This window comes from Thermoleptolyngbya sp. M55_K2018_002, from assembly GCF_015295965.1.
GTDB classification, from domain to species: Bacteria; Cyanobacteriota; Cyanobacteriia; order Elainellales; family Elainellaceae; genus Thermoleptolyngbya; species Thermoleptolyngbya sichuanensis.
The window spans coordinates 1-21849 of the sequence record NZ_DVEA01000096.1; the positions used below are offsets into that span (position 1 = coordinate 1).

Here is a 21849-nt window from a genome sequence, read left to right on the forward strand (position 1 = left end):
AACAGGTCTAATGGCGATCGCTACGGCCGATGGCTGCGGCGCAGTTCTGTAATCTGATCCGCCCGCTCCAGAATTGACTCAGGCATCTCTGGCCCCGTCAGGATTAAATCGACTTGGCGGGGTCGGTTTTTCAAAAGTTCTAGCACCTCAGATTCTGGAATCAGCCCAAACTTAATCGCCAGACTGAGTTCATCCAGCACCACCAGCGCATACTTGCCCGACCGCACCACGTCCTGGGTATGCTGCCACAATTCCTGCAATGCCTCCGCTTCGCCATCCTCAAGTTGGGGCGTATCGATGCAGCGGGGCAAGTCGCAGCGCAGCCAGTCGAGGTGCTGCCCCAGTCGCACTGGGTGTGCCTGCCCCTGCCCAATGCCGCCTTTGAGAAACTGCACCACCAGCACAGGCGTTCCCTGCCCCGCAATGCGGAGCGCCTGCGCCATCACGCTGGTAAAAAAGCTGCGGTGGGGACAGGTAAACACCTGCACCAGTCCTTCCACCGTATGAGAGAGGGGGCGGGTGAAATCTGAAACCGAGGTCTCAACTTGAGAAACCATGAACACTGACCAATAGGGGGAAATGGGGGCGCAAAACGGGCGATCGCAGCGTGTTTATGCCAGCGTTTCAGGAGCGCTTCAGGAGCGCTTCAGTTGGGCGATCGCCCAATAAGGCATTAATTAAGGACGTTATATAGCGCTACGTAACGCTACCTGGCGCTGCAAAAAAACTGCCAAAAACAGATACGCCCGCAGACCAATACGCTAGTATTAACGCAATTTGCCGACAAGATGCACCCAAACGAGCTTTATTAAGCAGTTGGCACAGAGGTTCACAAAACAAAATGTAGCGTGATCGACTGCACTTTGCCTCTATAAAACACTACATCTGCGATCGCGTCAAGCGTTATCTCCTAATCCTGCCTAAGCCCACTCCACTTGCATAGTCGGCATTAGGCGCTGTAGGTTTTTGAGCGATCGCCCTTGCCAGATAGTTTCTTCGCTGCCCAGGATCACCAGCGAGATTTGAATCGTCCATTAGTTCACACGCTACGCCCGGCTTTGGCGATACCTGCTTGGCTAATTGGACACACATCCCAAAACCTTGCTAGATGCCGCCGATCGGGCCCTTTATCCGGCTAAGCAATCCGGGCAAAACCAAGTGGCGATCGCCGAAGCATAGCGTCAAAATTGCCAGACACCGCTGTTTTTTGGGCAGCCTGCTTTTTGGGCAGCCTGCTTTTTGGGCAGCCTGCTTGAGCAATCAGGGGCGATCGCCCGGTTTCATCCGGGTCAGGGCTGCAAACGCCAGAAAAGTTCTGTACGGCAGTGAAAGGGGCCAACACTTGGGGCTACAGAAATGGTTAGGACAAGCCTTCCGTCACCCACTTGTGAGAAGAACGGCTTTTAACTGAACCTCGTAATCCCTGCCCAGATCCTTTACCCCCTGCCCCCTCGCGCTCTCCTCATGGCAGATTTTGACCTGCTGGCGCTGCTGAAAACAGGTGTCAGCATTTGGAACCAATGGTGTTTGACCCATCCCGAAGCGGGGCGGCTGGACTTGTCTGATGCGCGGTTATCAGAACTTGACCTAAGCCGGGTGCTGCTGCGGGGCTGCCTCTTGCAGCGAGCCGAACTCCGCCAGACCAACCTCAGCTTTGCCAACCTGAGCCAGGCCGATTTCAGCAATGCGATTCTGGAAAGCGCCAATCTTTATCGCGCCGACCTGTACCAGACCAACCTCACCGGAGCCAATCTGCAAGATGCCAATTTGCAAGAAGCCAGCCTGATCCGCTGTGTGCTTGCCCGGGCAGCACTGGGGCTGGCAAACCTGCATTGCGCCAAGCTGACGGGAGCCGTATTAGAACATGCGGATTTGCAAGGGGCAGATCTGACCCAGGCAACCCTGCGTCGAGCCAAGCTTCAGGGGGCAGACCTGCGCGGAGCCGACCTCAGTGGGGCCGACCTCAGCGAAGCCGACCTGCGAGACGCAAACCTAGCGCTGACTGACCTAAAGGGGACTCAACTGCAAGGGGCAAACCTGGAAAATGCCAGCTTGATGGGAGCCGACCTGAGCCGGGCCGTGCTGCACGATGCCAACTTGAGCGGGGCAAACCTGCGCCATGCCTATTTGCAGGACAGCAATCTGCAACGGGCGAGGCTCATCTGGGCAGACCTGCGAGAGGCGGAGCTGTGGCACGTTACGCTCGATCAGGTGAACCTGACGGCGGCCCAGCTCGATGGCGCAATGCTGAACGGTACGATCGCCCTGGAAAGCTACTCGCCGACGCAGCCCGGAGAGGAGTTGGAAGTGACGGCTAACCTGGAAACCACTGAAGACCTGATGCCGTTTGCCAGAAATCTGTGAGCAGCAGACGCTCGGCGGGCATTCCAAAATCGCAAATCGACCTAAAAGCCCGTGACCAGTCCGGCGATCGCCAGCACAGCCCCACCCACCAAACAATACTTCATCGCAAGGTCGCTGGCTTTGGCGTTGCGCTCGGCCGATTTCGTCAGTTCTTCAGCATTGCGGAGCGAGATGATGAACTGTTTCCCCGATTCGGTCGGGCGCTGCAAGGTCAGACCATTGCCCGCATCGCTCACCGTCGCCACCACCGTCACTCGCCGTTCCACGGGTACAATCACTTCCTGGTAGCGATAGCCCAGCGTGCGGCGGTTGCCCCCTAGCGGACTCAGCGCCCGCGAAAAGCCGCCAAAGGAAATAAAGTTGCCGGGCGATTCAGGCCGAAATTCATCCAGCACGGTTACCGTCTCAAACTCGGCCTGGTTGGGGTCAACGGCGATCGCCCCGGTGTCATCTTTCAGCATGAAGGGTGTCGATTGCTCGTGGCTGGCAACGGTTTCCGAGCCGCGCTCGGTGCTGCGCTCTTCGTTGCCGTCCTTGTCGCGGCGAACCACGGTTTCCTCATACTCGCGCCGCACGGTCATGTGGTAGTGAACACAGGGCTGCTGCGCCAGTTGGGAGGTGAGCGGGCGATCGCACTGCACGATGCCCGACAGCCGCACATACTCGCGCCAGTTGCCGCCGCCAATTTCCTGGGCAATCTCTGCCGACATTTTCTCCAGTTCGGCCACCGTCACCGGACGCGACACCTTGAGGCAATAGGCGCGGCCGCTGTGGTGGCGTTTTACAAAAATCATCACGACTCCTGCAATCAGCAAAACTGCGCCGACCGTTAGCAGCACCATAACTCGACTCCAGACCCAGCGTTTGAGAGGACGTGCTTAGGATGCCCGCAACCGTTTCTCCAGTCTCACAGGCTCAAGACATCTATACACTTCCTCCATACATATCCGCTCGAATGCAATGCCGCCACAGGATAAAATTCGCAAATTAATCTGCAAAATCAAACCGGGGATGAAATCGCGGATGCAGCAGCCGCTCCACGGGTTCGTCGTGCTGGAGATGCTGAGTGGCGATCGCCCCCACATCTTCTGGCTTTACCCGGCAATACCACACGTTGTCTGGCGTGACGCGCACCGTTGGCCCAGAGGCACACTGCCCCATACAGTCGCTAGCGCTGACCAGCACCCCCGGCAGATTTGCCTCCCGAAACGCCGCCAACACCGCCGCCGACCCACTCCGTTCGCAGGAGCGATACTGACAGACCGAAACGCAGCGTCGCTTTAGCGGAGTCGCTTGTTTGCCGGGTAATTCAGCTTGGAGGGATTCCGTTTGCGAGGTGGGCTGAGGAGTCTCAAACATGGGTTCCGCCATCAGTGCCGCGATGCGTAGAGATTTCTACTCACAGCTTATTCATTAATTTGCGGAGTTGCCACCTGCCAAGAACCTGTGCCCCTGCCAATTCCTGTGCCCCTGCCAATTGCTGTTGGCAAGTTGCGATAAATTTTCTGGGCTTTGGACGATTTCTCGCGGGCTGCGCCCGCGAGAAATCGTTCAACTGCGTAAGTCCTGTTGGTAATAGACGTTAAAGACGTGAAAGACGTGAAAGACATTAGAGACATTAGAGACATTAGAGACATTAGCAATCGTGGGCTATTGACCCAAGTAGGCTTCTAGCACCAGCGGATTGTTTTGCACTTCTTCGGGGGTGCCCGATGCCAGGTTGCGTCCTTCTGCCATCACCCAGACGCGATCGCACAGCGACATCACCACATCCATGTTGTGTTCGATCACCAGAAACGTGATGCCCTGGCGGTTCCAGGCTTCGATATGTTCACAAATCTGGTTGATCAGCGTCGGATTCACGCCCGCAGCGGGTTCATCTAGCAAAATCAGCCGGGGCTTCACCATCAGCGCCCGCCCCAGTTCCAATAGCTTGCGCTGCCCGCCAGAGAGGGAACCCGCGTAGTCATGCGCTTTGTGTGCCAGTCCGATCGATTCCAGGATGTTCCAGGCATACTCCCGCTGCACTTCTTCCTCCTGGGCAATCCGGGGCGATCGCCACCACACATTCCAAAACTTTTCGCCCGTCTGCTCTTGGGCCGCCAGCAGCATATTTTCCAGCACCGACAGCCGCGACAACACCCGCGCCACCTGAAACGTCCGCACCAGCCCCCGCTGTGCCACCTGATGCGGCTGTAGCTCGTGAATCGGCTCCTCAGCAAACTGCACTTCGCCGCTGTCTGGACGCAAAAACATCGACAGCAGGTTAAACAGCGTCGTCTTGCCCGCCCCGTTCGGCCCAATCAGCCCGGTGATGCTGCCCTCTGGCACTTCGATCGAGGCCGAATCCACCGCTCGGATGCCGCCGAAGGTTTTAGTAAGTTGGGTTGCCGTCAGGAGAGCCATGAGGGGGAGGATGTTGGAGGGATAGGAGGGGGGGGAGAGGGGGAAAGAGAGAAGAGAGAAGAACGAAGAGGGAAGAACGAAGAGTGAAGAGGTTCCGTTTTTCGTTTTTCGTTCTTCGTTTTTCCCTCTTTCCTCCCTACTTCCCAAGGGTTAGCTCATCTTTGTTACCCAAAATGCCCTGCGGTCGCCACACCATAAGAACCATCAGCAGCAGACCGATGAGCATGATGCGGAATGCGCCTAGGCGGGCATCGTCGAGGGGAATTACATCGCGCAAAAAGAAGCGGGTGACGGTCTGGTAGCCCCAGAAGATGGCGGCTCCCAAAATCGTGCCTACATTGTTGCCCGCGCCGCCGAGGACAACAATCGTCCAGGCGTTGAAGGTGACGAGGGGCTGGAAGTTATCGGGATAGACCGTGGTGAGCTGCCAGGCGTAGAGGGACCCCGCAATGCCGGCCAAAAAGCCGCCAATCGCCAGGGATTGCAGCTTGTAGGCAAAGACGTTTTTGCCCAGGGCGCGGGCGACGGCTTCATCTTCTCGGATGGCTTTGAGGACACGGCCCCAGGGCGATCGCACGAGTCGTTCTAATGCCCAAAAAATCACCGCCAGCAGCACCACCGAGATCAACATCAGCCCTGCCTTGCTGGGATTGCGGTCGTAGTGATATAGCGCCAAAGCCGAGTAGCCATAGACCCAGAGGCCCAGCGCCGCGCAGACCAGCGCCGCCAGCGTTCCCAAGCTGTTAGACCAGGCAGGAATTCTGGCCTTGGCCAACGCTCCCAGCCACACATAAAACCACACCAGCGCCACCATTGCCCCCATCAGCAGCACCCCCAGCAGCCAGTAGGGAACCGTGCCCAGTTGCTTGAGCGTGCTGGAGGCATAGCCCAGCCCAATCACCAGCAGCGTCAGAGACAGCAGGTAGCCTAGCGACAGGGCCACGCCGTTGGTCAGATGTGCCGGAGGAATAGACTTTACGGTTTGCCGCAGCCAGCGCCAGAACTGCCAGTAGGCCAACCCGGCGATCGCCGTTAGCATTGCCACCATGAGCGATCGCCCTAGCCAGTTGGGGTTCCAAGTCGCCAGCGGCAGCGGAAAGCTTTGGAGTCCAAAGGTTCCCCTTGTCAGCCAGGCCTCATTTTCGGCAATCAGGCGCACCATCTCTGCCACACCAATCGTGACGATCGCCAGATAATCTTCTCGCAGCCGCAGCGTCGCAAACCCAATGCCCAACCCCAGCAGCGCCGCCAGCCCCGCCCCGACCAGCGCCCCCAACCACAGCGGCACCCCCTGCAAGCTCAGCAGCACCGTCGCGTAGGCTCCGATCGTCATAAACGCGACCTGCCCAAAGTTGATTAGCCCGGTAAAGCCCCATTGCAGATTCAGCCCCAGAGCAAAAATGGCAAAAATTGCCGCAAAGATGACCAGCGAGACAACAAACCCTTCCATGAGCAGTCGGGAATTAGCTTTCTTGAAGAATAGCAGGTCGGGGAAGAGGAGGGAGAGATGGAAAAAACGAAAAACGAAGAGCGAAAAATGAAACGTTCTTCGTTCTTCCCTCTTCCCTTTTCTTTCTTCCTTCCTTCACTCTCCCCCCGGCCGCCACAGATATTTCCGCAAATCCACCTTTCCTTCTGGGCTAAACTCGATGCCCTCGGCTTCTAAGAGCGATCGCTGCAAATAGTCTGTGCCGTAGCGCAGGGGAGATTCCGATACTTCGCCTTTGGCATTGATGACGCGGTGCCAGGGAATGTCGGAATTTTGCATATCGACCCGATAGAGCGCATAGCCCACCAGCCGCGCCTTGCCGTAGAGTTGCGCCAGGTCAGCGATTTGCCCATAGGTGGCAACTTGCCCGTAGGGAATCTGCTGCACGATGTCGTAGATCACCTGGTAGGTGTTCATCGGTTTCCGGGGTGAGCGCAGAAGTGAGGATGGCGGCTCAGGCGAGGTCGCGGTGGGTGAAGGGGCGGGCGTGTTCGCCGCTGTAGGTGTTGACGATATGCCCATTGCCCACCAACTGGTACTTATAGGTCACCAGACCTTCTAGCCCCACGGGGCCGCGGGGCGGCATTTTCTGGGTGCTGATGCCGACTTCTGCACCAAAGCCATAGCGGAAGCCGTCGGCAAAGCGGGTAGAGCAGTTGTGAAACACGCCTGCTGCGTCTACTTGAGAGATAAACGTGGCGGCGGCTGCGTCGTCTTGCGTGGCGATCGCCTCGGTGTGGCGGGAGCCGTAGGTGTTGATGTGGGCGATCGCCGCTTCTAGCGAATCCACCACACGAATTGCCAGGATCAGATCGCTGTATTCCGTTGCCCAGTCTGCTTCCGTGGCAGGCTCGATGGCAGCGCCGACCAGGGCTTGTGTCCGGTCGTCGCCGCGCAGTTCTACACCTGCGGACTGGAAGACCGGAACCATTGCAGGGAGAAACTTTGGCGCGATCGCCTCATGCACCAGCAGCGTCTCAATGGCATTGCAGGCGGAGGGATAGTTGGTTTTGGCGTCAAGGGCGATCGCCACCGCCTGGGCCACGTCGGCCGCCCGATCGACGTATAGGTGGCAGATGCCGTCGGCATGGCCCAGCACCGGAATCCGCGTGTTCTCTTGCACAAACCGCACAAAGGCATTGGAACCCCGTGGAATAATTAGATCCACCTCTTGATCCAACCCCAGCAGCGCCACCGTTTCCTCCCGCGTCGTCAGCAGGCGCACCACCGCCGGGTCTAGGTCTACCGACCGCAAGCCCTGATGGATTGCCTGAGTCAGCGCCTCGCAAGAGCGCACTGCCTCGCGCCCGCCCTTGAGAATGACTCCGTTCCCCGACTTGATGGCCAGCGACGCAATTTGCACCAGCGCGTCGGGCCGCGACTCGAAAATCACGCCCAGCACGCCCAGCGGACAGGTGATCCGCTTTAGCACTAGCCCGGTGTCCAGTTCTCGATGCAGCTGCACCTGACCCACCGGGTCGGCCAGCCGTGCCACATCGCGCACGCCCGCAATCACACCGCGCAGCTTGGTTTCATCCAGCTTGAGCCGCCCATAAAGCGGTTTTGCCAACCCCTCTTCCAGGGCCGCCGCACAGTCCGCCGCGTTGGCCGCCAGAATTTCTGGGGCGGCGGCTTCTAGGGCAAGGGCGATCGCCCCGACTGCCTGATTTCGCGCCTCGCCCGACAGCGCTGCTAGCCGCCGTGCCGCCGAACGGGTCTGCTGGGCCAGGGTTTTGAGGTCGGGGGTGGAGGTGAGCATGGGAGTAGAGGGTTGGAGTTTTGGTTTTGGGTTTTTGGTTTTGGATTTTGGGAGGCTTGCCTGCGCTGTTACCTACCTTATTACCTACTTGTTACCCGCTTGTTACCTACTATCCTCTCATTGGCATCAGCCGCTCCAGCGCTAGGTCAGAGGCGACTTGGGTGAGGCGGCCGAGATCAGTGGGGTCGGGCAGGTGGGGAATCAGTCCGAGGATGGGAACCTGGGTGAGGGACTGGATCAGGTCGGCAGGGGCCCAGTCGTCAATCTCCTGCTGGGTGCAGGGCGCGATGCAGTTTAGCACAATGCCCTTGACGTGGACGCGGGCCTGGCGGGCGAGGGCAACATTGGCGACCGCTTGCCCAATTGCCCCCAGTTTCACCGGAACCACCAGGACGGTGGGGATGCGCCAGTCCCAAGCGAGGTCGGCGACGGTGGTTTCGTGGGTGACGGGCGAACCGAGGCTGCCCAGCGCCTCGACCAGCACCCAGTCCTTTTGTTTGGAAAGGGTTTCAAAGGTGTGCCACGCGCTGTCTAGGTTGATGTTGCGGCCTTCTTTTTCGGCGGCGATGGGCGGCGCTAGGGGCGAGTCAAAGTGGATGGGGTTGATCTCGCTAATGGACTGGTTGAGCGGGAAGAGGCGCTGATAGAGTTCGCGATCGCCCTTGCCAGACTGCACAGGTTTCATAATGCCGAGCGATCGCCCGCCGCTGTGGGCCTGCCAGTAGGCCGCCAGTGCCGAAATCAGCACCGTTTTTCCCGTATCTGAATCCGTCGCTGCAATCAAAAGCGCGCTCAAAACCAACTCCTAGTGACCATTTCCAAAAAGACACGTTCCACTTGCTAACTCAAGCTAGCAAACGGGATAGGACTTACGCAGTTGGACGATTTCTCGTGGGCGCAGCCTGCGAGAAATCGTCCAACGCCCAGAGAACTAATCGCAAGTGCAAGTGCGTAAGTCCTGCTGGATAAAAAAGCTGGGACAGAATACTTCCCAGCGAAAACCTACATTATATCGCAGCGGTCAAGCTGCCCCCAGAACCAGTGTTGAGGATGCCCATACCTGCATAGGCTCCTACCTGTATGGGTTAAGCGCCTTCTAGAGGTTTTGGATGTTTTGTCTGCAATGGCGGCATTTTGGGCGATTCGGGCGGTTCCCAGATTGGCGACGCGATGCCCGACAATTCCCGTATAGTGGGGACAGAATGAGTGGCAGGAGAGCGTTATGTTTGGTTTGGGCTGGCCCGAGGTTGCCATTATTGCAGTCGTTGCGATTCTTATTTTTGGGCCCAAAAAGATCCCTGAGCTGGGCGGGGCTTTGGGCAAGACGCTGCGGGGCTTCAAGGAAGGGATGAACGAAGTAGACGAAGAGGGCGATCGCGAACTGGAAGAATAGCCCCCAAAGTCCAGATTTGGCCGATCAAAGTGGCATGACCTCAGAAGTAATCCAAGAACTGCTTGAGCAATCGCCAGATCCATCCGATAGAGTTCATCCCACTTTTGTAACCCTCACCCTAAATCCTTCTCCCGCTCTGGGAGAGGGACTTTTGAAAAAAAGTCATAGAAACCGTAAAGCTGCTGAACCCTGCCGTAGCGTCAGGGGCGGTTCTGCTGGGAACGTTGCAAGTGCTATTAGCGGTGCGGCAGGTCAGTCCCGTTCGAGAAGCCATCATCGTGCAGCGGGGCAGTCTTGTGCTTATCGCGTCGAATAACTGGTTTCGTACTGATTTCGTGCTGATTTCATGCTGATTTCGATCAGCAGTCACCCCTTGGGAACATTGCCCTGATTTCGTGCTGATTACGATCAGCAATCACCCCTTGTGAACGTCGCCCATCTTTTCCAACAGACTTTTCCAACAGGCTTTTCCAGCAGAAACCCTCATGCATTGGGGAGCGAACGGGAACCTGCGATCGCCCAAATCCATCATATGTTCCGTCCTCTAGCGCTTCCGCTGGAAAAATCGAGGCTCCTCCAAGACATTACAGGCAATTGATCCTGTAATCGGGCAGTTTTTGAAATCATGCTGTCAGGGGATAGAGCAAACTGACCCACACGCGCTAAAACATGAGGCGGCGAGGTTAACTGCCTCCTCTGCCCGTTTCTCTATTAGCTCTCTATCAGCTTTTACACTTCTTTATTTTTGGCGCTTCTTTACCTGAACTTTCTGACTGATTTTTTTCTGATTTCCTACTCTCAAAGCGCACGTCCCTTCAGTCACTTTTCACCCAAACTTTCCTTTCAGTATGTCAACTCCCGGAAAACTCGATACCACCTTCAATGGCAACGGCCGCATCACCTTTGGGCTAGATGGCCTCGACCAGGCTCGCAAAGTGCTGGTTCAAGCCGATGGCAAAATTCTGGCGCTGGGCGACAGCAGTGGCAGCTTTTCGGCGGCCAGGCTGACGGCAAATGGTTCCTTAGACAATAGCTTTGCGGGCAACGGCAGAACCGTGCTGAACTTCAGCGGCACGCAGGTTTTGCGCGATGCAGTGCTGCAATCCGACGGCAAGCTCATCATGGTGGGCGACAGCGATGGCGATTTTGGCATTGTCCGCTTCAACCTCAACGGTTCGCTTGACAGTTCCTTTGCCGGAAATGGCCGCCAGTCTACCAACTTTGGGGCTACAGAAACGGTTCAAAAAGTGTTGCTGCAAAACGACGGTCGCATTCTGGTGATTGGCCAAAGCAGCAGCACCTTTAGCGGCAACAGCTTTGCAGTGGCTCGCTATCGCACGGACGGTTCTCGCGATACGAGCTTCGACAGCGATGGGCGCAATTCGACCAACCTAGGGGCCACGGCACAGGTTAGCGACGGGCTGCTGCAAAATGACGGCAAGATTGTGGTTGCGGGCACCGACGGTTCGGCGTTTGCGCTGGTGCGCTATCGCACGGATGGGTCGATCGACCGAGACTTTGGCAGTCGGGGCATTGTGCGGACGCGCATCGGCAGCGGCACGACGTTCTCAATTGCTCAAAAGGTGCTGCTGCAAAACGACGGCAAGCTGATCGCCGTGGGGACGAGTAGCGATGATTTTGCGATCGCCCGCTATAACTCCGACGGTTCCCTCGACCGCAGCTTTGGGCGATCGGGCGTGCGAACTACCGATTTTGGCGGCTTCTTTACCACTGTGGATGCGGTGACGGATGCGGTGCTGCTGTCGGATGGCAAGATTTTGGTGGCAGGGACGAGCGGCGGACGGGTTGCCCTGGCGCGATACAACCGAGACGGCAGCCTCGACTCTAGCTTTGACGGCAACGGGCGCGTCACGACCAGTTTGGGCAATAACAGCACGGCAAAGAAGGTGTTGGTGCAGCCCAATGGCAAGATTTTGGTGCTGGCGGTGAGCGACGGCAGGGCCGCTCTGTTGCGCTACAACAGCAACGGTTCTCTGGACAGCAGCTTCGACGGCAACGGGCGCGTCACGACGGATCTCGATGCGGCGGACAACAATGCCGATATTGCGCTCCAGCCCGATGGCAATGTGGTGCTGGTGGGAACCAATGTGGGCTTCTTTGACCGAGATTTTTCGGTGCGCCGCTATGTGGGCGATCGCATCGACGTGAGCCTGGGCACGCCCATTGAACCCATCGACTTTAACAACGGGCCCGCTGGCATTACTCGCAACGGCACCGCCGCCAACGACCGGATTGCGGGCACTCCTGGCAACGATATCCTGCGCGGCAAGCGGGGGAACGATGTGGTAGATGGCAGACGGGGCAACGATCGCCTGTTTGGCAGCGAAGGCAATGACAGCCTGATCGGCCGCGATGGGCGAGATGAACTAGTGGGCGGCAACGGCGACGACACGCTGAAGGGCGGCAAGCGCGGCGATATCCTGATTGGGGGGCGCGGAGCGGATGTGCTGTCGGGCGGGCAAGGCATCGATATGTTTGTTTATAACAACCTGAACGACGCAGGCGATATCATTACCGACTTTGAAGCGGTGGATCGCATTGACCTGCGCGGCATCTTTCGCAGCCCTACCTTTGCTGCGCCCAGCCCCACGGCTCAATACAACCAGTTCATTCGGCTGGTGCAGAATGGCGCGAATACGGAGGTGAAAATCGACCGCGACGGCAACGGGCTGCGGCTGGATTTCATAACGCTGGTGACGCTGCGAAACGTGTCGCTGGATGCGGTGCAGCCCAAAAATTTCGTTATCGCCTGATTCCCGTTTGGGAAAGCGCTGTTCTGTTCTGGGAATTTTGCGCTACGCTCTGAAGCGATCGCCCTTACACTCCGGCTTGTGGGGTGTGTGAGTTGGGCGATCGCTTTGCCATGTGGGTTCGCTGCTGGACTGTGGGTTATTCCAGAAGGGCGATCGCCCCTCAGATCCATCCTGGTGCGAACCCAATCTGCGAACCGTCCATCGAGTAAAATTAGTACATAGGTACTTTACTCATTCCCCCAACGCCCTATGGTGCAATATACGCTCGCCCAAAGCCCCGACGTAATCCTCACCGTTCCCGGCAAGGATTCCGCCAAAGCCCGCGACAAAGCGATGGATCAGCTCATTGAGCTAATGGAATCCGGCAGCCTGCCCACGGATCTTTCCGATGGCTTTGGGCCCCATCAGTTTATCGAAGTCAAGGAGCCTGTGTTGACCAACACCGAAGACGAAGACGCAATCACTCAGGCCGTGCAGGTTCTCAGCAACCTGGCCACCCTAAAGCTGCGGGTGCAGGCCTCCCGGGCCGAGGCGATGAAGATCCGCGCCCAAATCGACACCCTGTTCACCGACGAGGTTGTCAGCGAAGAAGAAATCGCCAGCCTCAAAGAGGGCTTTAAGGTGCTAAAAACCTATGCCCAGGCAAACCTGCGCTACCGGGAAGCCCGCGCCCAGGCAGAGCAGGCGAGGACGGTGCTAGATCGGGCGCTGAAATCGGAAGGAGAGAAGACGTAACTGACGGGCGATCGGGGGTAGATCTGCCACTCACTCTAGGGCGTGCTTGAAAACCCTTTTGATCCCCCCTAGCCCCCCTTAACAAGGGGAGAACTGGGCCAAACCGATCCGGAAGTCTCCCTTTTTAAGGGGGATTTAAGGGGATCGACTCAGGGCAATCAACGACCTAGAAAGTCTTAAGACAATGCCTAGCAACTTATTAAGCTGCTAGGCTGTTTCTGCAATTTGCAAAAACGGCAGCTATGCAAAAACGGCAGCCATCAAGCGTCTCTAGCCCCTCTCATCCTTTGCTTCCTCAATGGGGCGAGCCTCGATCTCCACGGCCTGTACATCAATCGTGCCCGGTGGCGTGAGGCGATAGAATGCGCCTTTTTCGACCCGCAGCGCCTCGCCGCAGTTGGGGCAGCGAAGTTGGGTGCCGTTGATGCCTGCGGAGCGAGTGTCGCAGACGGGGCAGGGCGCTTCCACTAGGTTGCGGCTGAGCCACCAGCGAAAGGCAAAAAAGGCAATCACAGGCGTTAGAATCAGCAGCCCAATCAGCACGATAAAAGACTTCACCAGCCAGCCCAGCCCCACCATGCCCAGCAGCCAGGCGATCGCCAGCAAGGTTATCCAAAACCCCAGTCCTGACAGGGTAAACCGCAAACCCCCATAGCCGTTTTGATTCATGGCTGTCTCCCTAAACAATCGGGATTTCTGCGAATCCACTCCTTCATTGTGATAATGCGGATCATACCAAGCCCAGATGGAAAGCTCGAATTTCCCAGGAGAGATTTCCGAATCCTGGGTTTGTTTCAGCCTGCGCGAAATCGTCCAACTGCGTAAGTCCTAGCATTGAAAAACCTAGCCTAAAAATCAACTTTTGAAACAGACCCAAGCGTGAATGCAGATTCCGCAAGTTGCTTGGGGTTATATAGAGACAGCAGCGTGCAATTGCAAATCAGCGAGTCGGCGATAAGCCAGTCGGCGATAATGAATCGCATTGTAGGGTGCTGTTAGGCGTAGCCGTAACGCATCATCAACGCATCATCTCGTAAGGCTTTGATGCGCTAACACATCTCACAAATAACGAACTGCGAAGAAATGCTGAGTGGCGTGGTTAGATGCTGTAAAGCCTGTTGGAAAGGGCAGACGATATGGGGCTAAAGCGCCAACTGAGGCAACTCACTGGTTTCCCTCTCCGGCGCAGAAGTCTTCTGGGTCTAGTGATTTTGCTCGTCGCCAGCTATCTGGGCAATCTGGCGCGATGGAACCTGTTTTTTAATATTGACCTGATTTTTGGCTCCATTGCCGTGTGGCTGGTGGTGGGGTTTTATGGGGTTCGGTGGGGCGTGTTGGCAGGGGCGCTGAGCGGTGTTTGTACCTACTTTCTGTGGGGACATTTCTACGCGGGCGTGGTTTTTACGCTGGAGGCGCTGTTTGTGGGCGTTTTGTTTTATGGCGATCGCCCCACAAACCGTCCAAACATCGTGCTGCTGGATGGACTCTTCTGGCTGCTGATCGGAGTTCCCCTGGGCTGGTTTTTCTATGCGGGCGTGTTGCAGGCCGACCCCTTCCAGGTGCAAATCATTTTGCTCAAGCAGCCTGTGAATGGCATCTTCAATGCGCTGGTTGCCAGCCTATTGATGACCTATTTGCCCATCCACCGCTGGCTAAATCGACCCAGCGCTATCAACTCCCTCGCTGTTCAGCAAACCTTGTTTAATCTGCTGGTGGCGTTTGTCTTTTTTCCGACGCTGCTGCTGATTGTGCTTGCCAGCCGCGATGTGGTGGACAACATTCGGGCCGAAGCCCAGGCCGATCTCAGTCGGGTATCGGGCTATGCCGTGGCAGCGCTGCGGTCGTGGCATCAGGAACATCTGCGGTCGGCGAACGAACTGGCGCTGCAAGTCGTGCAGTATCACAAGACGGATCTGGAGGATTTGCAGCACCATCTCGAATCGACCCAACGGCTGCTGCCCGATTTGCGCCAGGTGCAGGTGTGGAATCGGGAGGGGCGGCTGCTGGTTTCCAGCCACAACAGATCGCGATCGAGCAATCGGTCTGATGAAGCGTTTGACGAGACGTTTGATGAGGCATTGGATGAGCCGTTTGGCAAAGCATTCGACTCGGCGATCGCCCCACTAAGCCCCTATGCAGCCCTGGCTCGACAAACACTCCAGCCGATTCTGTCGGATGTGGTGCCCGATTCGCCGCCCTATGTCGTCTGGAATTTCCCCATTGTGCGGGATGGGCAGGTTGAAGGCCTGATCACCAGTGAACTGACGCTCGATCAAGTCGAGTCCCTGCTGCGACAGAGCGCTGGCGACCAGGATTTGGATCTCACGCTCATTGGGCGGCGGCAGGCGGTGGTGCTGAGTACGCGGGGCGATCGCCCGCCCGGTTCGCTGCTGCAACTGCCGGAGAATAGCAGCATTGAGCAACTGGATGAGCATTTCTACCAGCTATTTCCCAACAAACACCGGCCCATCATGGTGCGCTGGATCAACTCCTCCTTTGTGCAGGAAGTGCCTGTGGATACAGGCCTGCCCTGGACGCTGGAAGTCATGGCTTCTGCCCAGCCGGATATGCGAAATATCCAGAGCATCTACTCTCGAAATTTGGCGCTGCTGCTGGCGATCGCGCTCTTGGCGCTGCTGGTGTCGGCGCTGGTGAGCCAGCGGATGGTGCGCCCCCTGTCCCGACTTGCCCAGGTAACGACCAATCTACCCGACAAGCTGCTGGCTGGGCAGCCCATCGACTGGCCCGACAGCCAGATCACCGAACTCGCGTTTCTGGTCAAAAACTTTAGAACGATGGGCAAAACGCTGACCCAGCAGTTTGGCGCGATTCAGCAGGCGCTGAGCTACGAAGCATTGGTCAGGCGCATTACCGACAGCGTGCGCGACAGCCTGGACGAGTCGCAGATTTTGCAGACGGCGGTGCAGGCGCTGGGGCAAGAGCTAAACCTCCTCTGTTGTGATGCAGCGCTCTACAGTGCCGACCAAAAGTATTCGACAATTCAGTACGAATATACAACCGCCCTGCCGTCGGCGCTGGGCACGAGCTTTGCCATTCCCAACGAGTTTTCTGAGGTTCATGGTTTGCTGCTGCGGGGAGAATCCTGCCAGTTTTGCGCCGCGCTGCCCCATCCAGTCCGCCCCACTGCCTGCATGATGACGGTGCTGGCCCATCCAATTTGGGACGATCAGGGCGTGTTGGGGGATCTATGGCTATTTAAGCCCCAGGGCGAATGCTTTGAGGAGCCAGAGGTGCGGCTGGTGCAGCAGGTGGCCAGCCAGTGTGCGATCGCCCTGCGGCAGGCGCGGCTATATGAAGCAGCCCAAATTCAGCTCAAGGCGCTGGAAGACCTGAATCTGCTCAAGGACGATTTTCTCAGCACCGTCTCTCACGAACTGCGAACCCCGATTACCAATATCAAAATGGCGATCAATATGCTGAAACTGTCGCAGCAGAACGAGCGGCGCGAGCAATATCTGAAGATTTTAGAGGCGGAGTGCGAACGTGAGGCTAATTTAATCAACGACCTGCTCGATTTACAGCGCCTCGCCTCCGGGACGCAGGCCCTTGAGTTGGAACCCATCTCCCTCCAGGACTGGGTGCTGCACATTGTCGAGTCGTTTCAGGAGCGCATCCGCAACCGCCAGCAGACTTTGCAGATTGAAATTTCCGACAAGCTGCCCGTCATCACGTCCGACCCAGCCTGCCTGGAGCGCATTTTGACAGAACTGCTCAACAATGCCTGCAAATACACACCGCCCGGTGAAAAAATTCGGGTGGCTGCTTGCGCTGTCGGCCCGTTTGACTGCGAAGCTGCTGTGATGACTGAAACGACGGCTGAAACGACGGCTGAAACGATAGCCAAAACGACCGGGGGCGATCGCCCGTTTGCCCTCAAGCCCTTCTCCGCTGCCCCAAATCTCGCCTCAGCGCAAAATTTTGCCTCTCTTCCCTCGCCCAATTCAGGCTTTTTTGTGCTGCGTGTCTGCAACTCTGGCGTGGAAATTCCCGCCGAGGCGCTAGACCATATTTTTGAGAAGTTCTATCGCGTCCCTGGCATCGACCGCTGGAAACAAGGGGGCACAGGGCTGGGGCTGGCCTTGGTGCAAAAAATGACAGAACATCTGGGTGGCAGCATTCAGGTCGCCAGTGCCGCTCGGCAAACCTGTTTCACCGTCGCGCTGCCCGTGTCCCCGCCCCACCAGACAGCCCCCCAATCCACTGTATAGTCTTTCAGAGGTAAGGGAATTCTAGGAAAGATAGGCGATCGGGAGCTTTGTCCCCTCGTCTGGTGCTGGTATTTTGGAAAATACAGGACACTTACGCGGTGGGATGATTTCTTACGGGTCACGCCCGCAAGAAGTTATCCAAAGTCTAGAAAACTGATCGCAAGTGCCTAAGTCTGGCGCTAAACCGAGACAAAAATTTTCCGTCGCTTCATACGTTCGCAGCCCGTCGCCTATCCGCCCCTCATTTCTCTTGCTTTCCGTGCCACAACTATGCCAGTTCCCGACTTTGCTACGCTCGATGTGCTGCGTCAGTACAACATTTTAGACAGCACGCCTGAAGAGGGGTTTGATGGGCTGGCGCGGTTAGCAGCGCAGTTAGGAGGCGTGTCGGTGGGGCTGATCGCCTTTTTGCGAGGCGACAGTTCGGCGCTGGCAGGCGAAGACCGCTATTGGCTGAAGGCGCTGACGGGCTGGCCCGAGAACACGCCCTGCCATCCGCTGGTGTGCCTGGACAGCACGCTGGCCGCCGAAGATGGGCTGCTGGTGATGGATTTGCAGCAGGATGAGCGGTTTGTATTTGAGCCGATCGCCGTAGGTACGCCTGCGGTACGGTTCTATGCTGGCGTGCCGCTGCTGAGTCCGGCGGGGGCGGCGCTGGGCGTGCTGGCGGTGATGGGCTGGGAGCCGGGAAATCCATCGGAAGGGCTGATGGACGGCTTGCGGCTGCTGGCGCGACAGGTGATTGCTCAACTTGAGCTACGGCGGCGCACGGCGGCTCTGACAGAGGCGATCGCCCAGCACCATGCTGCCGAAACCGAGCAAAAGCTGCTGTTTTCCCTATCGGCGCATCTGGCCTGCGTCATGGGAGCCGACGGCTACCTCAAGCGGCTCAACCCCGCCTGGCGCAGGCTGTTGGGCTACACCGCAGCAGAACTCATGGCCAAGCCATTCCTGGAATTCATCCATCCCGACGACTGGGAAATCACCCTCAACCACATTCAAAAAGTCGTCGCCAAAGGGAAGAAAGTCACCTTTCAAAACCGATGCCGCCACCGCGACGGCAGCTATCATCGGCTCCAGTGGCGCATTGGGCCGCTGCCAGACCGCCAGCTCTTGTGCGCCACTGCCAGCGAAGTTTCGGCAGACGCGCCGCTCGATCCCAAACCGCCGCAGTACGACTTGCTTTCTGACCTGGCCTTCGCGCTAAATCAGCACTCCATCGCCGCCATCACCGACCCCCAGGGCAAGATCCTCTACGCCAACGATAAATTCTGCGAAATCTCCTGGTATTCCCGCGAGGAGCTAATCGGGCAAGATCATCGGCTGATTAGCTCTGGCTATCACTCGCGGGAGTTTTTCCGGGATCTGTGGCAAACCATATCCTCTGGCAATGTGTGGCGCGGCGAAATTTGCAACCGGGCTAAGAATAATATCCTCTACTGGGTGGATACGACCATCGTCCCCATTCTGGACAATGCGGGCAAGCCCCAGCGTTACATCGCCCTGCGAACGGACATCACGGAGCGCAAAGAAGCGGAGCAGGAACTCAAAGCGCGATCGCACTTGGCGGAACTGGGCGCGGCCGTCGGCGTAACCTTATCCCAGGGCGGCACTGTTATTGACATCCTGAAGCGCTGCACGGCCCAACTCGTGCAGTATCTCGACGCGCACTCGGCCTACGTGTGGACGCTTAATCCCGAAACGCGGCTGCTAGAGCTACAAGCCAGCGCAGGCGGCTCCTCCTGCCCTAAGGAATTTCAAAACCGCATTCCCATCGGCATTTCGGTAATCGGCTACGCTGCCCAAACGCGGCAGCCCTACCTCACCGACAACGTGCTAAATGATATGTGTATCGGCTCCAAAGACTGGCTGGAGCAAGAGCGCATAGTTGGCTTTGCGGCTTACCCGCTGGTCACAGAGGATCGCTTAATCGGAGTCATGGCGCTGTTTAGCCATCTGCCCTTTGCCCAAACGGTGCATAAAACCCTGGGCTGGATTTCCAACAGTCTCGCCGTTGCCATCGACCGGACGCTGGCGCGAGAGGAGTTGCTGAGTCGGCGGGAGGCGCTGCTGTTTCGCCTGGCCAGCCAGATTCGCGCGTCGCTGGATCTGGAGGCGATTTTGGAAACAACGGTGAGTGAGGTGTGGTCGCTGCTCCAGGTCGATCGCTGCCAGTTTCTCTGGTGTCGCTCGACGCTGGAGGCGACGCGGCTAGAGATTACGCACGAAGCCCGCAACCCGGCGCTGATGAGCTTGCTGGGCGACTATCCACTGGGGCCGGGGCGGGCGCTGGGCGAAAAGGTGCTGAACCTGGAGATGGTGCGGATTGCCGACGGGCGGCCGGGCGCAGTCGAGCCGGGGCTGCTGGAGGTGCTGAACCGAGCCGATGCGGTGGCGCATTTGCTGATGCCGCTGGAAACGCGATCGCACAAGTTGGGGGCGATCGCCTGCTATCACAGTAGCCCCCGCGCCTGGACAGACAGCGAGGTGGAACTGCTGCAAGCCGTTGCCGACCAGGTGGCGATCGCCATCGACCAAGCGGAGTTGTATGCCCACAGCCGAGAAGCGGCGATCGCCGCCGAAGCCCAGGCCGCCAAGCTCAGCCAGACATTGCAGCACCTCCAGCAGACCCAGGCGCACCTGATCCAGTCCGAAAAAATGTCCAGCCTGGGGCAGATGGTGGCGGGCATTGCCCACGAAATCAACAATCCGGTGAATTTCATCAATGGCAATTTGGTTCACGCCAACAACTACACCAAAGACCTGCTGCATCTGTTGAATCTGTATCAAAATCACATTCCTGATCCGCCGGATGAGGTGGTTCAGGCGCTCCAGTCGATCGACCTGGACTTTATTGGCGACGATCTGCCCAAGCTGATGACCTCGATGAAAATTGGCGCAGACCGGATTCGTCAGATTGTGCTGTCGCTGCGAAACTTTTCTCGGCTCGACGAAGCAGAGAAAAAGCCCGTGGATATTCACGAAGGCATTGACAGCACGCTGTTGATCCTGCAAAATCGCCTGAAAAATCACGCCGAAGGAACAGGAATTGACGTTGAAAAAGAATACGGATCGCTGCCCAAAGTGGAATGCTATGCGGGTCAGCTAAACCAGGTGTTTATGAACATTCTGGCGAACGCGATCGACGCGCTAGAAGAGTGCCCCCCGCCACGCCGGATTACCATCTCGACCGAGTTTGTGCCGCAGCCCGCGATCGCCCTCGCACCGCCCGCCGAACCCGCACCCTCTCAGTCGCCAGAGCCAACTGGCTGCGTTGTCATTCGCATTGCCGACAACGGCCCGGGCATCTCTGCCGAAACGCGCGATCGCCTGTTTGATCCGTTCTTTACCACCAAGCCCGTTGGCAAAGGCACAGGGCTGGGGCTGTCCATCAGCTACCAGATTGTCGTGCAGCGTCACGGCGGCAGTCTGGAATGCGAATCGGAAGTGGGCAAGGGCACAACGTTTATCATTCGGATTCCGCTGATCTGAGATTTTGGTAGGACTCACGCAGTTGGACGATTTCTCGCGGGCACAGCCCGCGAGAAATCGTCCAAAACCCAGCAAACTTATCGCAAGTGCGTAAGTCCGTACGAATTCCAATTACGAATCATACATTCGCGCTTCGGGTGCGTCGGGGTTCTCTTCGCAGTATTGCTCAAAGGCAGACTTGCCGCCTGTGATATCGCCGTAGGTGCGATTGGCTTTTTGGTGGGCGGCTTCGGCTCGCAATTCTTCCACAATGTCCCACGCCGCAGCGCAGTCTGGCGAGTCGATGCCTTTGGCGGCGCAGACCTGTCGGGCATGGGCGATCGCCTCTTGCAGTTGGTTTTCCAGCAGCACGGCCTTGGGCTGTTCCACAAAGTCGCCCTTGGTCAGGATGTCGTTCAGCGTAATCAGCCCCAGCAGCCCGCCCTGAATCACCGGAGCGCTGTGAATGCCCGTATTGGCAAATAGCCGCGCAACATATTCCACACCCAGATCAGGATTCACCACAATGCAGGGCTTGGTCATAATTTCAAACACGCGCACCCGCGCTGGGTCGAGGCCGTAGGCGACGACTTTGTACACCACGTCCGTTTCAGTCACAATGCCATAGGCATCCTGGCTGTGGCGCAGTTCCACAATCAGCGTCCGGGTCGCCTTTTCCTTCATCAGCTTGACGGCTTCATAGACCGTGGCTGAGCCGCGAATGGTCGCTACTTCTTTGGACATTACCTCAGACGCTTTCAACATAATTCTTTCCTGATGGGAAACCCTAGAGAAACCTAAATGTTGCCAATTATTGCCAAATGCTACCAACGATTGCTTAAATACCCAAATCTCAGCCTGCAAGTTGAGCCAGCACTATCCTCACACAGTTTGCCTCTGACTGCTTAACACGATTCTCAAAAGGCTCGAACCCTATACTCATCCAAAGAGCAGCTTCAAGGCGGCATTAAGCGGCATTAAAGTGGCATTTTTTGTGGCATTTCTAAGCAGCACTTTCAGAAGGCGGAGGGAAACCCAATGACGATCGCCAATCCCGTCGTCAAACCGATTAGTCAGCTTGAACTGGCACCAGGGAGCATGGCAACCCTGAGAAATGTAACCTGGCGATTGCAGCGACGCAATTGGGAACTGTTGGGGTCTACCACGTTTAAGCGGGAAGAAGACTGGCTCAAGCAGACTGGCTCAAGCAGCGCTGAATCCTAACCCCA

17 protein-coding genes are annotated in these 21849 nt (G+C 57.3%); 7 read left to right on the top strand and 10 right to left on the bottom strand.

Annotated elements, in window-relative coordinates; translation table 11 throughout:
* Positions 1-20 precede the first annotated feature (20 nt).
* Positions 21-557, bottom strand: a complete 537-nt coding sequence (locus tag IGS51_RS04810; protein WP_297076611.1) for a P-loop NTPase family protein — start codon at positions 555-557, stop codon at positions 21-23.
* Between the two features lie 907 nt (positions 558-1464).
* On the opposite strand from IGS51_RS04810, the gene IGS51_RS04815 reads away from it, so the two are divergent.
* Positions 1465-2364, top strand: a complete 900-nt coding sequence (locus IGS51_RS04815; RefSeq protein ID WP_297076614.1) for a pentapeptide repeat-containing protein — start codon at positions 1465-1467, stop codon at positions 2362-2364.
* A 41-nt stretch (positions 2365-2405) separates the two neighbouring features.
* Here the strand turns inward: IGS51_RS04815 and IGS51_RS04820 are convergent, their stop codons facing one another.
* The 7 genes from IGS51_RS04820 to bioD all read right to left on the bottom strand — a co-directional run bounded on the left by IGS51_RS04820 (position 2406) and on the right by bioD (position 8814).
* A complete protein-coding gene (locus IGS51_RS04820; protein WP_297076616.1) occupies positions 2406-3206 on the bottom strand; it encodes an E3 ubiquitin ligase family protein in 801 nt (266 codons plus the stop codon).
* A gap of 145 nt (positions 3207-3351) precedes the next feature.
* Entirely contained in the window at positions 3352-3723 is a 372-nt protein-coding gene (locus tag IGS51_RS04825; protein WP_297076619.1) for a (2Fe-2S) ferredoxin domain-containing protein, read from the bottom strand.
* Positions 3724-4014: 291 nt separating this feature from the next.
* The gene (locus IGS51_RS04830) at positions 4015-4770 is read right to left on the bottom strand and encodes an ABC transporter ATP-binding protein (protein ID WP_297076622.1); all 756 of its coding nucleotides are present in this window, start codon (positions 4768-4770) and stop codon (positions 4015-4017) included.
* A gap of 136 nt (positions 4771-4906) precedes the next feature.
* Entirely contained in the window at positions 4907-6220 is a 1314-nt protein-coding gene (locus IGS51_RS04835; protein ID WP_297076625.1) for a branched-chain amino acid ABC transporter permease, read from the bottom strand.
* 135 nt (positions 6221-6355) lie between these two features.
* Positions 6356-6676, bottom strand: coding sequence for an MGMT family protein (locus tag IGS51_RS04840; RefSeq protein WP_297076626.1), 321 nt, complete (start codon positions 6674-6676; stop codon positions 6356-6358).
* 37 nt (positions 6677-6713) lie between these two features.
* On the bottom strand, positions 6714-8018 hold the full coding sequence (locus tag IGS51_RS04845) for a glutamate-5-semialdehyde dehydrogenase (protein ID WP_297076629.1): 1305 nt from the start codon (positions 8016-8018) through the stop codon (positions 6714-6716).
* A 109-nt stretch (positions 8019-8127) separates the two neighbouring features.
* The gene (gene bioD, locus IGS51_RS04850; RefSeq protein WP_297076631.1) at positions 8128-8814 is read right to left on the bottom strand and encodes a dethiobiotin synthase; all 687 of its coding nucleotides are present in this window, start codon (positions 8812-8814) and stop codon (positions 8128-8130) included.
* 426 nt (positions 8815-9240) lie between these two features.
* Here bioD and tatA point away from each other — a divergent pair, with 426 nt between their 5' ends.
* The 3 genes from tatA (at position 9241) to IGS51_RS04865 (ending at position 12920) form a co-directional block, all read left to right on the top strand.
* The gene (gene tatA, locus IGS51_RS04855) at positions 9241-9411 is read left to right on the top strand and encodes a twin-arginine translocase TatA/TatE family subunit (RefSeq protein ID WP_297076634.1); all 171 of its coding nucleotides are present in this window, start codon (positions 9241-9243) and stop codon (positions 9409-9411) included.
* A gap of 848 nt (positions 9412-10259) precedes the next feature.
* Positions 10260-12185, top strand: a complete 1926-nt coding sequence (locus IGS51_RS04860) for a hypothetical protein (RefSeq protein ID WP_297076636.1) — start codon at positions 10260-10262, stop codon at positions 12183-12185.
* Positions 12186-12434: 249 nt separating this feature from the next.
* Entirely contained in the window at positions 12435-12920 is a 486-nt protein-coding gene (locus tag IGS51_RS04865) for a hypothetical protein (protein ID WP_277774083.1), read from the top strand.
* Between the two features lie 270 nt (positions 12921-13190).
* Here the strand turns inward: IGS51_RS04865 and IGS51_RS04870 are convergent, their stop codons facing one another.
* Complete coding sequence (locus IGS51_RS04870; protein WP_297076639.1) at positions 13191-13589, bottom strand: hypothetical protein; 399 nt, start codon at positions 13587-13589, stop codon at positions 13191-13193.
* A 536-nt stretch (positions 13590-14125) separates the two neighbouring features.
* Here IGS51_RS04870 and IGS51_RS04875 point away from each other — a divergent pair.
* Together IGS51_RS04875 and IGS51_RS04880 are read left to right on the top strand one after the other, a co-directional pair.
* Entirely contained in the window at positions 14126-17149 is a 3024-nt protein-coding gene (locus IGS51_RS04875) for an ATP-binding protein (protein ID WP_297076641.1), read from the top strand.
* Positions 17150-17419: 270 nt separating this feature from the next.
* Positions 17420-20641, top strand: a complete 3222-nt coding sequence (locus tag IGS51_RS04880) for a GAF domain-containing protein (protein ID WP_297076643.1) — start codon at positions 17420-17422, stop codon at positions 20639-20641.
* Positions 20642-20752: 111 nt separating this feature from the next.
* Here IGS51_RS04880 and IGS51_RS22295 read toward each other — a convergent pair whose 3' ends face one another.
* The gene (locus tag IGS51_RS22295) at positions 20753-21385 is read right to left on the bottom strand and encodes a CP12 domain-containing protein (protein WP_172357197.1); all 633 of its coding nucleotides are present in this window, start codon (positions 21383-21385) and stop codon (positions 20753-20755) included.
* Positions 21386-21658: 273 nt separating this feature from the next.
* Between IGS51_RS22295 and IGS51_RS04895 the strand changes: the two genes are divergently transcribed.
* Positions 21659-21844, top strand: a complete 186-nt coding sequence (locus IGS51_RS04895; protein WP_297076646.1) for a hypothetical protein — start codon at positions 21659-21661, stop codon at positions 21842-21844.
* Positions 21845-21849 lie beyond the last annotated feature (5 nt).